We start from the raw sequence: 14,701 nt of genomic DNA, 5'->3' as shown, positions 1-14,701 counted from the left end.
GCAATGACGGGCTTACCACTTCTCCCCGAACGGTCGAATCTCCATCTCGAACGTCCAGGCGCTGCGCGGCTGGCTGTAGAGCTGCCAATAGGATTCCGCGACGGAGGCTGGTGGCATCAGGAGGTCGGGATTGTCCAACGCGTCCGGCCCCAGGGATTCCAGCCGGCGTTGCCGCACCCATTCGGTGTCGACGCCGCTATCGATAACCAGATGGGCCACATGGATGTTCTTCGGCCCGAGTTCGCGCGCCATGGACTGCGCGACAGCGCGCAGGCCGAATTTGGCCGAGGCAAAGGCAGCAAAGCCGGAGCCGCCGCGCAGGCTGGCGGTGGCGCCGGTGAAGAAAATATTGCCCTGCCCGCGCGGCAGCATCAGCCGGGCCGCCTCGCGGCCTGCGAGGAAGCCGGAATAGCAGGCCATCTCCCACACTTTGCGAAACACCCGCTCGGTGGTGTCGAGGATCGGGAAATTGACGTTTGCGCCCACATTGAAGATGCAGACCTCCAACGGCGCGTGGGCGTCGGCATCGTTCAGGAAGGCGGTGATCTCCTCCTCCTTGCGGGCGTCCAGCGAGCGCGCATGGATACTGCCGCCCTTGGCTTCGATCTCCTTCACCAGCGGCGCAAGTTTGTCGCCGTTGCGCCGTCCGGCGAATATGGTAAAGCCTTCGGCGGCAAATTTCTTGGCGATTTCGGCACCGATGAAATCGCCGGCGCCGATCACCGCGACTGTGGCGTTACGGTCGGTCATGACGCGATCATCTCCTCGACTTCGCGGAGCTGCTCCTTGCCGAAGAACATCTCCTTGCCGACGAAGAAAGTCGGCGAACCGAAGGCGCCGCGCTCCACGGCATCCTGCGTGTTGGCGATCAGCTTCGCTTTCACCTCGGCCTCCTGCCCGCGCGCCAGCAGTTTTGCGGCATCGAGGCCCGATGAATTGAGCGCAGCCATCGCGACTTCGAGATCGTCCATCTTCTTCGGCTCCACCCACATGTGATGGAAGGCCGCCTCGACATATTTCTCGAACACGCCTTCGAGCTGGGCGGCAATGGCGGCACGCATCAAGTTCAGGGTATTGACGGGGAAATGGGGATTCCAGGCATAGGGCTTCACCTGGAAGCGTTTGAGGAACCGCTCGGTTTCGAGCTGGTGGAATTCGCGCTTGTTCTTGACGCCGGCATAGGTCTCCGCTGGCGAGCGATTGTTGGTGGCCTTGAAGATGCCGCCGAGCAGCACCGGGACATACTCGAATTTTGCGCCGGTCCGCCCTTCGATGGCGGGGATCGCTTCATGGCTCAGGAAAGCATTGGGGCTGCCGAAATCGAACAGGAACTGAACTGTTTGTGCCAAGTGGCCCTCCCGGATGTCACGGTCCTTGCGACCATCATTGCAACGGAGTGTGGCGCGGCCGGGCCGTCGCGTCCACTCTTTTGATGATGGTCATCATATCGTGATGGCGGGCGGGCGCAATCAGATCAGGCGGGTAATGGTCTTCTTGCGCCAAACGAAGCGGTAATAGCTCGCCTGCAACAAGAACATGGCGCAGAAGGTGATCGGCCACGCGAACCAGACACCGGTGACGCCGAAATGCCGGCTGAGCACAATGGCGCTCGGCACTTCGATCAGCGCGATGGCGAGGACCGACAGCAGTGTCGGCACAAACACCGTGCCCGATGCCCGCATCATGCCGGAGAAAATGCCGGACATCCCGAACACGATGCTGCTCCACAACACGATGTGCAGCAGGTGCTGCGACAGGTCGAGTACGGCGGGATCGATGATGAAGAAGCCCATCACCATGCGCGAGAACAGATAGATCAGCGCCACCAGTCCGCCGGTCAGCACGAAGTTCAGCACCAGCGCGGTCTTCACGATGGAGCCGAGCCGGGCGACATCACCGCGGCCGATGGCCTGCGCGCCGAAAACGGATGCGGAGATCGCGATCGACATCGCGGGAAACTGCGCATAGCTGATCACCTGATTGACGGCGCCGTAAGCCGCGGTGGCGTCGGAGCCAAAGCCGTTGACGATGCCGAGCAGTGCGAGCTCTGCCAACGCCATGGTGACGATCTGGATGGCGGTGGGAATGCCGAGCCGCAGGATGCGGCCGAGCAGGGACAGATCCACGCGCAGGTATCGCAACATGGCGCGGTCCGGCGCCAGCGGGTGGTTGCGACGGATCAGATGGATCGACAGCCATGTCATGCCGATCGCCGTCGAGATGACGGACGCAACCGCCGCGCTGGAGACGCCGAGCGGTGGCAGCCCGGTCCAGCCGAGGATCAAAGCCGGCGTGATGATCAGGCCAAGCACGGTGGAGATCGTCAGCCCGATCAGCGGTGTCGTGGTGTCGCCGACGCCGCGCATCAGGGATGTCGAGAGCAGGAAATAGAAGGTCAGCGGCATGCCGAGCATCATGATACGCGCATAGTCGGTGGCCTGATCGAGAATATTGGCGGGCGTCGCCAGTGCAGTCATCAGCTCGCGCGCGAACAACCCGCCAAGGATCGAGATCGAAAAGCCGATCACGAGTGTCGCGAGCAATGCCGCTGCGGCGATCTCCTTCACCTTATCGCGCTGCCCTGCTCCCCAGGCCTGGCCGATCAGGATGCCGGCGCCGGTGCCGAGGCCGATCACGAAAGCCACAAAGAAGAACATCAGCGGAAACACCGATGATGCCGCGGCCAGCGCGTTCACGCCGATCATCTGGCCGAGATAGACATTGTTGATGGTGCCAAACAGCGATTGCAGGATGTTGCTCGCCATCATCGGTCCGACGAAGACGAGAAAATCCCGCCACAGAGGTTTTTCCGCGGGCATCAGAGAAGTCCTGAATGGGAGTACGCGGCGGCGCGCATCAAGCGCGCCGCGTCGGGATGTCAGGCGTGCTCGGTGAAAGCGAGCCGCACGATGTGATCGCGGATATCGTCGGGCCATCCGGCGATCAGTTCGCCGAACTTGCGACGATCGGCGGCAAACAGCGCACGTGAGGCTTCCTCGAAATCGGGCAAATCGCCAGCCATGGTGGACATGAAGTGATAGGCGGCGTCGCGTGCCTTGCGGGCACGATCCCGGTCGCCATTGGCGCGGCGGGCTTCGTCGACCAGCTTGCGCAACGCCACCGAGGCGCCACCCGGCTGGGCGGCGAGCCAGTCCCAGTGCCGCGGCAGCAGCGTGATCTCGCGGGCGACCACGCCGAGCTTGGGTCGGCCGCGACCGCGTGGCTCGGCCGGTGCATCGGGCTCGGCAGCCGTCGGCGGCTGCAGCCGGGCGACGATCTCGCGATGGCTGCCGCGGAGATCGACGTCGAGGGACTTGCCCGTGGCATTGTCAAAAATGATGATGGGATCGGTCATGCCGCCGGTGGCGATCTTCACGGCGACAGCCACCTCGGCCAATGGCCCAGATGCCAACAGCTTGGGCCCGGCAAAGGCCGTATAGGGAGCAATCATTGTCGCGTCAGTCGTCATGGGAATAGGCCCGTTTCGCCCTCAGGATGGGCGCTAATTATACCCGGATAATATATCTGTCAATATTACCCGGGCAATATTTGTGCTCGGTTCAGCTCAGGGAAAACACGCATGCTCACGGTCCATCACCTCAACAATTCCCGCTCGCAGCGCGTGCTGTGGCTGCTCGAAGAACTGGGCGTCCCTTACGAGATCGTGCGTTACCAGCGGCAGCCGAACATGCTGGCGCCGAAGGAGCTTCGCGCCATCCATCCGCTCGGCAAGTCGCCGGTCATCACCGACAATGGCAATACGGTCGCGGAATCCGGTGCCATCGTCGAATATCTCGTGAAGACCTACGGCAATGGCCGGCTGATCCCGCCGGACAATACGCCAGAGCGTCTGCGCTACACATACTGGCTGCATTACGCCGAAGGCTCGGCGATGACGCCGTTATTGCTGAAGCTGATCTTCGGCCTGTTGCCGAAGCGCGCGCCGTTGCTGATCCGCCCGATCGTCAATGCCGTGTCAGCGAAAGCGCTGGCGACATTGGTGACGCCGCAGTTGAGGCAACACATGGCGTTTTGGGAAAGCGAACTCGGCAAGAGCGAATGGTTTGCCGGCAACGAATTCACCGCGGCCGATATCCAGATGAGCTTTGCCCTCGAAGCAGCAAGCGCGCGCGGCGGCCTGGAGAGCGGTCATCCCAAGGCGATGGCATGGCTCGCCAGGATTCACGCGCGGCCCGCCTATCAACGCGCGCTGGAAATCGGCGGGCCGTATGAGATCGGCAAGTAACGGCGACTAGTGGCCGATGGCGGCAGCGCCGCGTGTGCGTGGATCAGGCGCGCCGAGCAAGCCGTCGGCCGTCATGGCAATGGAATTCGCCGAGGTCTGGCCCATCGGTTTCACGATCTTGTGCCCCATCGCCCTGAGCGTATCGAGCACGGGCTCGGCAAATCCGTTCTCGATCCGCACGTCATCGGGCAACCATTGATGATGCAGCCGCGGCGCCGACACCGCAGACATCACATCCATCTTGTAGTCGAGTGTGTTGATGATGACCTGAAGCGTGGTCGAGATGATGCGGCTGCCGCCAGGCGATCCCGTCACCAGCACCGGTTTGCCGTCCTTCAGCACGATGGTCGGGGTCATCGACGAGAGCGGGCGCTTGCCGGGGCCCGGCAGATTAGCCTCGTAGCCGACGAGACCATAGGCATTGGATGCGCCAGGCGATGCGGTGAAATCGTCGAGCTCATTGTTGAGCAGCACGCCGGTGCCTTCAGGCACGAGGCCCATGCCATAACTGAAATTCAGCGTGTAGGTGTTGCTCACTGCATTGCCGGCGCTGTCGACGACGGAATAATGCGTCGTGTTCTGACCTTCGCGCGGCGGCTTCGGCGTCAATGCATCGCTCCACGGCACCGCGCGCTTGGGATCGATGGTCGCACGCTGCTTGGTGGCATAGTCTTTCGAGATCAAAGTCGCGATCGGTGCATTCACGAAAGCGGGGTCGCCGAGATAGCGCGCGCGATCGGCGTAAGCGCGTTTCATCGCCTCGATCAGCAGATGCAGCGAGGGCGCCGATCCCTGCTGTAGTTCAGCAAGCGGAAAGCCCTCGAGGATGTTGAGTGTTTCCAGCAGTACCGTGCCGCCGGAGGATGGCAGCGGCATCGAGACGATGTCGTAGCCGCGATAGTTGCCGCGCACCGGCTCGCGGATCACGGGCTGATAGGTCTTGAGATCATCTGACGTGAAGATGCCGCCGGCTTCGTTGATGCCTTTCACGAGCTTCTCGGCGACCGGCCCTTCATAGAAGCCGCGCGGCCCCTGCGCGGCGATGGCGGTCAGCGTATTGGCGAGATCGGTCTGGATGAGTTTGTCGCCTTCGCGGAGCGAGGTGCCGTCAGGGCGCGAAAAGATCGGCTTGCTCGATGGCCAGCGCGCCAGGCGACGATGCCAGTCCGGCAATGTGTCGGCGCCATCATCCGTCAGCACGAAGCCGTCGCGCGCGAGCGCGATGGCGGGCTGCAGGAGATCGGACAGCGTGAATTTGCCGGAGCCATGTTTTTCCAACGCCAGCGCAAGCCCGGCGACCGTGCCGGGGATGCCAATGCCGAGTGCGCTGTCGCGCGATTTCATGATATCCGGCTTGCCGTCGGGGCCGAGAAACATGTCCCGCGTGGCCTTGCCGGGCGCCGTCTCGCGATAATCGATGGTGGTGCTTTCACCCTTCGCCGTATGGATGACCATGAACCCGCCACCGCCGATATTTCCGGCGCGCGGATAAGTGACCGCCATGGCAAAGCCGGTGGCCACGGCCGCATCGATCGCATTGCCGCCGCGCGCCATCACATCGGCGCCCACCTGCGCCGACAGGCGCTCCTGCGCCACCACCATGCCGTGCTTCGCGACAACGGGCTTCAGCGTCCCCAACGGTGCGGGAATATAGTTGTCGCGGGATTGTTGCGCGTTTGTCTGCTCGGTCGAGACCAGTATTACTGCGAGTGCTGCGGCGCATGCACAACGCAGGAAAGTAAAAGGCTTCATCGGTCACTCCGGCTGGGCAGCGGACACCATCGTTTAACCGCCACGCATGCTATATGGATTGAGAATCGTCATTCACAACACGCGGTTCTGTGAGGAGAACATTCCATGGCGGTCGCCGCCGCACCCTCGTCTGTCGCGGCCATTCCGACGACCTATCCACCGCGTCGCGCGGTGGTCAGCTGGATGTTCTTCGATTGGGCTGCGCAGCCCTATTTCAGCCTGATCACGACCTTCGTGTTCGCGCCCTATTTCGCCACCCGCGTGGCGGCTGATCCCGCGACGGGACAGTCGCTGTGGGGATTTGCCACCGCCTGTGCCGGCCTGATCATTGCGTTCATGTCGCCGGTGCTCGGCGCCATCGCGGACGCCAGCGGCCGTCGCAAGCCGTGGATCGCGGGCTTCGGCACCATCTTCGTCATCGGTGCCTGCATCATGTGGATCGGCAAGCCCGGTGATCCCGCGCTGATCCTGCCGCTGCTGATCGCCTATGGCTTTGCCACCATCGGTGTCGAATTCGCCACCGTGTTCAACAATGCGATGATGCCGACGCTGGTGCCGCCGGAAAAGCTCGGACGGCTGTCGGGCTCGGGCTGGGCGCTCGGTTATGTCGGCGGCATACTCAGCCTGGTCGTCGTCCTCGGCTTCATGGCCGCCAATCCATCGAGCGGCAAGACACTGTTCGGCCTGACGCCGATCCTTGGCCTCGATCCCGCGAGCTTTGAAGGCGACCGTATCTCGGGGCCGCTGTCCGGTCTGTGGTTCATCGTTTTCGTGCTGCCGATGTTTCTGTTTACGCCGGATTTCCCGGCCAAGGTCTCGGTGGGCAACGCCGTCCGCGCGGGCCTGACCGATCTCGGCCATACGCTGCGCGAACTGCCGAAGCACAAATCCATCATGGCGTTCCTGATCGCCAACATGATCTACACCGATGGCCTCGTCTCGCTCTTTGCCTTTGGCGGCATCTACGCGGCCGGGACATTCGGCTGGAACACGATCCAGATCGGCACGTTCGGAATCATCCTTGCCATTGCCGGCACCTTCGGTGCTTTCATTGGCGGCAAGCTCGACGATGCCTTCGGGCCGAAGCGCGTGATCGCCGGAGCGTTGTTGCTGCTGCTGCTGGCGATCGTGTCGATCCTGCTGATCGACAAGGAAACCATCCTGTTCATGAAGGTGACGCCGCCGCAGCCGAATGGCGGACTGTTCGCTGCACCGGCGGAGAAAGCCTATCTGCTGCTGGGCTGCCTGATCGGCATGGCGGGCGGGCCGTTGCAGGCGGCATCGCGCACATTGCTGATCCGGCTGGCGCCGCAGGATCGCATCGGCCAGTTCTTCGGATTGTTCGCGCTGACCGGGAAGGTCACGTCATTCATGGGCCCGCTGCTGATCGGCGTCGTCACCGCGGTGACGGCAAGCCAGAAGGCGGGGATGGCGGTGCTGGTGGTGTTCTTTGTGGCGGGGCTGGGACTGCTGGCAAGGGTGCGGCAGGAGTAGCTCTCACTGTCGCCACCCGGCTTGACCGGGTGGCCCAGTAAACGCAGAGGCCTGCGTTCCATCACTAATAGCAGTGTCTACTGGATCGCCCGGTCCTAGCGCGCAACTGCGCGCACGGCCGGGCGATGACAGTCGCGTTAGTGCTTGAAGTGTCGTGTGCCCGTGAACACCATGGCGATCCCGGCGTCATCTGCCGCCTTGATCACTTCATCATCGCGCACCGAGCCACCCGGCTGGATCACCGCGGTCGCACCAGCCTCAATCGCCACCAGCAAACCATCCGCGAATGGGAAGAACGCGTCGGAGGCGACCACCGAACCCTTGGTCATCGGCTCCTTGAGCTTCATCTCCGCCGCCGCATCCTGCGCCTTGCGGGCAGCGATGCGCGCCGAGTCGACGCGGCTCATCTGGCCGGCGCCGACGCCGACGGTGGCGAGGTCCTTTGCATAGACAATCGTGTTCGACTTGATGTGCTTGGCGACACGGAACGCGAATTTGAGATCGCGCAGTTCGGCTTCGGTCGGCTGGCGCTTGGTCACGACCTTGAGCGTCATGTCATCGACGACGGCATTGTCACGGCTCTGCACCAGCAGGCCACCGGCGACGGTCTTCGCGGTGAAACCGCCCGCGCGCGGATCGGGCAGGCTGCCCGCCAGCAGCAGGCGCAGATTCTTCTTCGCAGCGACGATGGCGATGGCTTCGTCGGTCGCATCCGGTGCCACGATCACTTCGGTGAAGATCTCGGTGATCACCTTGGCGGTCTCCGCATCCAGCGTCTGGTTCAGCGCGACGATGCCGCCGAACGCCGAGGTGGAATCGCAGGCCAATGCCTTGCGGTAGGCTTCGACGAGATTGCTGCCTTCGGCCACGCCGCAGGGATTGGCGTGCTTGACGATGACGCACGCCGCGGTGCGCTTCGGATCGAACTCGGCGATGGCCTCATAGGCCGCGTCGGTGTCGTTGATGTTGTTGTAGGAGAGCTGCTTGCCCTGCACCTGCCGCGCCGAGGCAACGCCGGGGCGCAGTTCCGGGGTGCGATAGAAGGCGGCGGTCTGGTGCGGGTTCTCGCCATAGCGCAGCGCTTCCACGAGCTTGCCGCCGACGGCGCGGAAATCCGGCGCGTCGGTCTTCAGCTGCTCGGCAAACCAGTTGGAGATCGCGGCATCGTAAGCGGCGGTGCGCGCATAGGCCTTGGCAGCCAGGCGGCGACGCAGCGTCTGCGTGGTCGCGCCCTTGTTGGTGGCGAGTTCGTCGAGCACCGACTGATAGTCGGACGGCTCGACCACGACGGTGACGTCGTCATGGTTCTTCGAGGCGGCGCGGATCATTGCGGGGCCGCCGATATCGATATTCTCGATGCAATCTTCCCACGACGCGTTCTTCGCGACGGTCTCTTCAAACGGATAGAGATTCACCACCAGCAGATCGATCTGCTGGATGCCGTGATCGGTCATGGCCTTCTTGTGCTCGGCATTGTCGCGGATCGCGAGCAGGCCGCCATGGACCTTGGGATGCAGCGTCTTGACGCGGCCATCCATCATTTCCGGGAAGCCGGTGAGGTCGGAAACGTCGGACACTTTCAGGCCTGCCGCAGCGATCGCCTTGGCGGTGCCGCCGGTGGAGACGAGATCGACGCCATGCGCGGACAGCGCGCGGGCGAATTCGATCAGTCCGGACTTATCGGAAACGGACAAGAGAGCGCGAGTGACCTTGCGCGGATGGTCGGTCATGACTGTGTATCCCGTGGGAGAAGGCAGCCGCGTAGCATGGTTTGGCGGGGCGTGAAACCGGGCCGGTTGGCATGCCAGAAATTTGCGGGCCGCTTCCAAGCTCAGCCCCTCATGGTGAGGAGGCGCGTAGCGCCGTCTCGAACCATGAACTGGCCTGGCTCTTGAGCCCGGCGGCCATCCTTCGAGACGCGGCCTACGGCCGCTCCTCAGGATGAGGGGTGAGTGTGTTGAATTACAACGGTAATTCGGGCTCACGCCGCGCATTGCGCCGGGCTGATGTCTGCGATGGCGAGGAATTCGAACGCGCGAAACTCCAGCGCACGCTGGAAGTCTGGCGGGCGTCCTGGTGGATCACGATCTGGGCGGTCCGGCGCGGGCCGTCATTGCCCGCCAGGAACACGCTGTCTTCGAGATCGACCTTGTCGTCCAGGGCCTCGAAGGTCCAGACGTCGCGGTTCGGCAGCACCAGCATGACGCCGCGGGCGTCGCTCAGCCGGCTCGCTTTGACCGATGGATGCAGGTGGAAGCGGATCGCGTAATCGGTGTTGTTGCCCTTCAGCTTGGCGCCGGGTGCAGGAGCGACGATGTCCTCGCCATCCAGCCGATTGCCATCGACAGAGATGCTGAGGATGCGGCGATGCTCGATGCCGAAGCGCGATTTGTAGCCGTCATGGGCGCTGGTCAGCATGGTGCCGTCGGAGGTCACCTCGCGATAATTCTCGACGGCGTTCGGACCCGATGTGATCGGCGAGCCCCGCAAGAACTTCTTCATCGCGCCGGCCTCGACGAACTGGCTCGACGACGCGTTGTGATAGCTCACCGTCGAGTGTGCCGCTGTCGAGCGCGCGAAGACGCGCCAGTTGTCGCGCGCCGTCGATGGCATGCCGCAATTCACGACAATGCGGCTGGCGCCCGAAGAAAGCTCGAAAGCCAGCGTGCCCGCATGCGCTTCGTGGCTGACATCCGGCGGCGGAGGCGGGCCGGTATCGATCACGACGGTCATGTTGCCGGCTTCGAGGCGCTGGAAGCCGGTATGCGGCATATGCGCCATCGGCACGCCGTGGGTGTCGTCATAGGCCAGGAGCGTCGCCACCAGATGCGACGGCGTCGAGCTCATGCCATTGAACAGCGCAAAATTGCCGTCGCCATGACGGAAAAAGCGCAGCATCGGCATCATGCGGTCGATGGCATTCAGCAATGCCGGCGGCGGCGCGATGTTTCGCGCAGCGAAGGTTTGTCGCAATGGCAAGAGATCGATCAGCAATTCGATCAGCGCATTCGGATTGCGCGAGACATGGCCGCCATCAGGCAAAATCTGCTTCTGCAATTCGTCCGACAGCCGCTTCGCCGCGCCGCGGATATTGTTGGCCTGGTTGGCGAGGCACAGCGAGGCGTAGCACAGCGCGATCAGCACCTGCATTTTCGGCAGGCCATCGGCGGCGCTCGGCAGCGCGTAGCGCAGCGCGCGAATTTCGCGAGCCAGCATGCGCAGATAGCGGCGATAGAACTTGCCGTCGGTGTCGCCGAGTACAAGCGGCGCTTGCGACAGCAGCGAGATGACGCGGCGCGCCACGACCTCCGGCCGACGACCATTCGGCCGCTTGCGCGAGGTGTTCGACATCCAGTCGTCGATCAGCGAACGCGCATTGGCGCGGGTGATGGCGGTATCGGCGGCGCGCAGGTGGCGCAGCCAGCCAAAGCCGAGCAGCGAGACTTCCCAGTCTTCCGATGGCGGTTCGAGATCGAAGATCGAGCGGCCATGGCAGGTGACGATCTTGCCGGCGAAGACGAAGCGGCCGGCATAGATCTCGGCTGCGCGCGTGGCGTCGGTGGTGCGCAGGTCGTGCGGGCAATCAGCAGGCGATCGGTTCGGCCGGGCCACAGACGCGAGACCGCCGCCGAGCCGCCGGACATGCGCGCCAGCGCACTCCGCACGAAGCGGCCGAGGATCAGCCTCGAAATACGTCTGCGATGAGCGACCACGTGCGCCTTGGAATGGGAGGGAGAAAGGTTGTTGCGAATCCTTCTTAGCCGGAAACGCCGCCCGCACACAGCACAAGGAGGCGCCCTGTGGACGCCTGCCGAATCAGGAGGTTATCCCGTGGATATCAGGATTTGATCAGTCGCGCCGCATAGAAGCCATCGAGCCCGCCAAGTCGGGGATCGGCATGGGGCAAATGGCTCGGTAGCGTACGCAAGTCGCCATCCGGCGTGATGATTTCAGCGAGGCCTGCGACTTCGCTGGCGGTGGCGGGCATGCGCCGCATGCTGCCGTCATTCGCCAGCAGATCGGCGATGGCGTGCTCGCCCTCGTCGGGTTCCATTGAACAGGTGCAATAGACCAGCATGCCACCGGGCTTCAGCATGGTCACGGCCTTGGCCAGCAAACGTCGCTGCAAGGCGGTTAGCATGGTGATGTCGGCCTCCTGTTTCAGCCAGGCGACATCGGGATGTCGGCGGATGGTGCCGGTGGAGGAACACGGTGCGTCCAGGAGAACGCCGTCAAAGCCTTCGCCCGGATATTCGGTGCCATCGGAGACGATGGTTTCGGCCTGTAGCGACAATCGCGCGAGATTCTCGCGCAATCGCGCCACGCGGTTGGGAGAGCGATCCACGGCAACGACATCTGCGCCGCCTTGCGCGAGCTGTGCGGTCTTGCCGCCGGGGCGGCACAGAGATCGACGATACGCTTGCCCTGGAGATCGCCGAACAGCCGTGCCGGCAATGCCGCCGCGGCATCCTGCACCCACCATTGGCCGTCATTGAAGCCGGGCAGCATGGTCACTGAGCCCTGCAGCAGTGTGCGCACGGTTCCGGTGGGCAGCACTTCGCCATGCAGGCGCGTCGCCCAGGCTTCGGCTTCGGACTTCACGGTGAGATCGAGGGATGGTTCGTGGCTGAGTGCCGTCGCGATGTCGCGCGCTGTCGCTTCGCCGTAATGCGCCGACCAGCGGGCGAACAGCCATGGCGGAATGTCGAGACTCTGTCCGGCGGATTCCGCGATCAGATCATGCCCCTCGCGCGCGCAGCGGCGCAGTACGGCATTGACCAGTCCGGCATATTTCGCTGCGCGACGATCCGATTGCACCATGCGCACCGACAGATCGACGGCGGCGTGATCCGGCACGTCCATCCAGAGAATCTGCGCAGCGCCGATCAAAAGTGCGCTTTGCGCGCGCGGCGCATCGGTGGGAATGCCGCGATCGAGCAGGCGTGACAGGATCTGTCCGAGCGTGCCGAGCCGGCGCAAAATCGTCGCGACAAGGCGACGCATCAGCGCGCGGTCGCGATCCGACAGCGTCTTCAGGCCGGGATGCGCAGCAGAACCTTCGAGTTGGTCATCGAGCGTGCGATGCTTCTGCAGCACGCCATCGAGAATGTCGGCTGCGATGCGTCGCGCGGCGAGGCCGGGGACCTCGGGTGGCGGTGCGTATTTCACTTGCGGCATGCAACAACATCACGGTGGAAGGGCAGGAATGGCGAGAATTTCGGCCGGCGCCAGCGGGCGGGACCGATTCTGTCGCACGCGAATATGCCAAATGTAAGAATCGCCCTTATATGCGCAGTGTCGCACAATAGCGGTTGGAAGCGAAATCGGTAACGTGTGCGGACCCTTGCCGCTTACAGGGATCATCGAGATGAACGACAAACCAGATCACTCCATCGTGCCCGAGCCGGCGCTGGAAAAAATACTGTCCCCCGCTGCGAAACGCGCTCTCGCAGAGGCCGAAGAGCGCCGTGCCGCAGCCGCTGCGCCGAAGCCCAGCGCGAAGGAACTGCAAGGACCGGATGGACCCGAGCCGACCCGCTTCGGCGACTGGGAACGCAAAGGCATCGCGTCGGATTTCTGACGCGGCGTTTCTTCACCTCTCCCCACCGGGAGAGGTCGCGCGCGTTTTGCGTGCGGGTGAGGGGCGCGGCGGGCGACGTCACGTGTGGTGCCCCTCACCCGCTCGGCTTCGCGACGCTTCGCCGATCGACCTCTCCCCGGTGGGGAGAGGTGACCGAGCGTCTTCAATTCGTTCGTGTTCTATAACCTCTGTTGATCGCCGTCCCATGCCGCCAGCATCGCGCATCCATCATGCGTCGCCATGGCGGGCGCGCCTGTCGCGCCTGTGGCCGTGGATCTTTGTGCTTGGAATGGCCGTGGGCTCCGCGCTGCCATTGAAGCGCTGGCTGCCGGCGGTCTTTCATGACGAGACCCAGGCCGAGCGCGACGCGAATGCGATCGTGCAGAGATCTGGCAGCCGTGACGATCGCCATATGGTCGATGTGCTCTACACCATCGATGGCGACACATTTAGTGCACGCGTACATCTCGCTGAGGGCGACGACCTCACCGCGCGCATTCGCCTGCGCGGCATCGATGCTCCCGAGTTGAAGGGTCAGTGCACGACAGAGATTCGCCTCGCCGAAGACGCCACCGCCGCCTTGAAGCGAATGCTGAGGGAAGGCGGCGTGACGATCTATAATATCGGGCCGGACAAATATCCCGGGCGCGTGGTCGCGAGTGTTGCCACCCGCCGTACGCCAGACGTCTCGGCTGCCCTGCTCGCCGGCGGCTTCGCGCGCAGCTATGGCGGCGGTTATCGTGGTGGTTGGTGCGACAAATGACAAAGCCGCGCAGAGGGCGCGGCTTTGTCACGTCGAAAGCGACAATATTCAGCGCTGGGTGACGACGACCTGCGTGCCGACCGAGACGCGCGAGAACAGGTCGGTGATGTCCTCGTTATACATGCGCACGCAGCCGTAAGAGACGTAGCCGCCGATCGATTTCGGCACATTGGTGCCGTGAATCGCATATTCGCCACCGGCCAGGGTCATGGCGGCGACGCCCATCGGATTGGCGGGCGAGCCGCCGGGGATCACGTCCGGGATACGCGGATTGTCGCGCTTCACATCGGCCGGGGCGACCAGGCGGGCTGGCGATACTTGCCGTCGATCTTGGTGACGCCGGCCCACTGCTTGCCGGGCTTGCCGACACCGACGGGGTAGCGGACGGCGACGCCGGGCTCGGTGACCAGATAGAGCTTACGCTCGCCGGTCTTCACCACGATGGTGCCGGGCGCATAGTCGCCGCGGAAATTGACAAGGCTGGGGCGGCCTGCGCGGACGTCGCAGCCAAGGTGCCGGCGACAACCAATGCGGCCAACGCACCTGCAATCTTCGAAGACATCGACTTCTCCAAATTCGACTCGCCGGATTCGGCCGGGCGAGGTCGTTCCACCCTTGCGGGTGAGCACAAAATTGCAACATCAGGGAGCTTCAACCGGCCGCGTAAACAGCCGGTCTCCAGCGGCACGAGAACCGCACCGCGGTGGCGCTTAATGAGGGGAACTCGCAAACAAAGTAAATGTCCGGGAAACAACACTCGCTCTAAAATGGACGGGAGCGGGTGAGGACAGGCTGACAATGGCGTGAGGGATGCGTGAAAGCGTCACGCGCCGTGGCCGTAGGATGGGTAGAGCGGAGGCCTAAG

At 63.5% G+C, this 14,701-nt stretch carries 10 protein-coding genes and 3 pseudogenes; 4 read left to right on the top strand and 9 right to left on the bottom strand.

Features of this window, described 5'->3' with window-relative positions; all coding sequences use genetic code 11:
- Window positions 1–12 precede the first annotated feature (12 nt).
- From RPMA_RS00740 to RPMA_RS00725, 4 genes are all read right to left on the bottom strand, one after another.
- Complete coding sequence (locus RPMA_RS00740) at window positions 13–750, bottom strand: SDR family oxidoreductase (protein WP_211911040.1); 738 nt, start codon at window positions 748–750, stop codon at window positions 13–15.
- Complete coding sequence (locus RPMA_RS00735) at window positions 747–1,349, bottom strand: 2-hydroxychromene-2-carboxylate isomerase (protein WP_211911039.1); 603 nt, start codon at window positions 1,347–1,349, stop codon at window positions 747–749. Before RPMA_RS00735 ends, RPMA_RS00740 begins: the two co-directional genes overlap by 4 nt.
- A 120-nt stretch (window positions 1,350–1,469) precedes the next feature.
- Entirely contained in the window at window positions 1,470–2,819 is a 1,350-nt protein-coding gene (locus RPMA_RS00730) for an MATE family efflux transporter (RefSeq protein ID WP_211911038.1), read from the bottom strand.
- Between the two features lie 59 nt (window positions 2,820–2,878).
- Window positions 2,879–3,469: a DUF2239 family protein gene (locus tag RPMA_RS00725; protein WP_408056497.1), complete on the bottom strand. Its 591-nt coding sequence runs from the start codon at window positions 3,467–3,469 to the stop codon at window positions 2,879–2,881.
- Between the two features lie 111 nt (window positions 3,470–3,580).
- Here RPMA_RS00725 and RPMA_RS00720 point away from each other — a divergent pair, with 111 nt between their 5' ends.
- Window positions 3,581–4,246, top strand: a complete 666-nt coding sequence (locus RPMA_RS00720; protein ID WP_211911037.1) for a glutathione S-transferase family protein — start codon at window positions 3,581–3,583, stop codon at window positions 4,244–4,246.
- A 6-nt stretch (window positions 4,247–4,252) separates the two neighbouring features.
- Here the strand turns inward: RPMA_RS00720 and ggt are convergent, their stop codons facing one another.
- Window positions 4,253–5,998, bottom strand: a complete 1,746-nt coding sequence (gene ggt / locus RPMA_RS00715) for a gamma-glutamyltransferase (protein ID WP_211911036.1) — start codon at window positions 5,996–5,998, stop codon at window positions 4,253–4,255.
- A gap of 105 nt (window positions 5,999–6,103) precedes the next feature.
- Here ggt and RPMA_RS00710 point away from each other — a divergent pair, with 105 nt between their 5' ends.
- Window positions 6,104–7,492, top strand: coding sequence for an MFS transporter (locus RPMA_RS00710; protein WP_211911035.1), 1,389 nt, complete (start codon window positions 6,104–6,106; stop codon window positions 7,490–7,492).
- 137 nt (window positions 7,493–7,629) lie between these two features.
- Here the strand turns inward: RPMA_RS00710 and purH are convergent, their stop codons facing one another.
- The 3 genes and pseudogenes from purH to RPMA_RS00695 form a co-directional block, all read right to left on the bottom strand.
- The gene (gene purH / locus RPMA_RS00705) at window positions 7,630–9,222 is read right to left on the bottom strand and encodes a bifunctional phosphoribosylaminoimidazolecarboxamide formyltransferase/IMP cyclohydrolase (RefSeq protein ID WP_211911034.1); all 1,593 of its coding nucleotides are present in this window, start codon (window positions 9,220–9,222) and stop codon (window positions 7,630–7,632) included.
- 232 nt (window positions 9,223–9,454) lie between these two features.
- Window positions 9,455–11,136: pseudogene (locus RPMA_RS00700) on the bottom strand (heparinase II/III family protein).
- A gap of 194 nt (window positions 11,137–11,330) precedes the next feature.
- Window positions 11,331–12,670, bottom strand: a pseudogene (locus RPMA_RS00695) (RsmB/NOP family class I SAM-dependent RNA methyltransferase).
- Window positions 12,671–12,860: 190 nt separating this feature from the next.
- Between RPMA_RS00695 and RPMA_RS00690 the strand changes: the two are divergent.
- Window positions 12,861–13,073, top strand: a complete 213-nt coding sequence (locus tag RPMA_RS00690) for a DUF1674 domain-containing protein (protein WP_211911033.1) — start codon at window positions 12,861–12,863, stop codon at window positions 13,071–13,073.
- A 205-nt stretch (window positions 13,074–13,278) separates the two neighbouring features.
- Window positions 13,279–13,836: a thermonuclease family protein gene (locus RPMA_RS00685; protein ID WP_211911032.1), complete on the top strand. Its 558-nt coding sequence runs from the start codon at window positions 13,279–13,281 to the stop codon at window positions 13,834–13,836.
- Window positions 13,837–13,884: 48 nt separating this feature from the next.
- On the opposite strand, the pseudogene RPMA_RS00680 reads toward RPMA_RS00685, so the two are convergent.
- Window positions 13,885–14,398, bottom strand: a pseudogene (locus RPMA_RS00680) (L,D-transpeptidase).
- Between the last annotated feature and the right edge of the window lie 303 nt (window positions 14,399–14,701).

Source organism: Tardiphaga alba (assembly GCF_018279705.1).
GTDB classification, from domain to species: Bacteria; Pseudomonadota; Alphaproteobacteria; order Rhizobiales; family Xanthobacteraceae; genus Tardiphaga; species Tardiphaga alba.
Note: the sequence above shows the minus strand (reverse complement) of the source record. Positions and strands in the feature narration are given on the sequence as shown.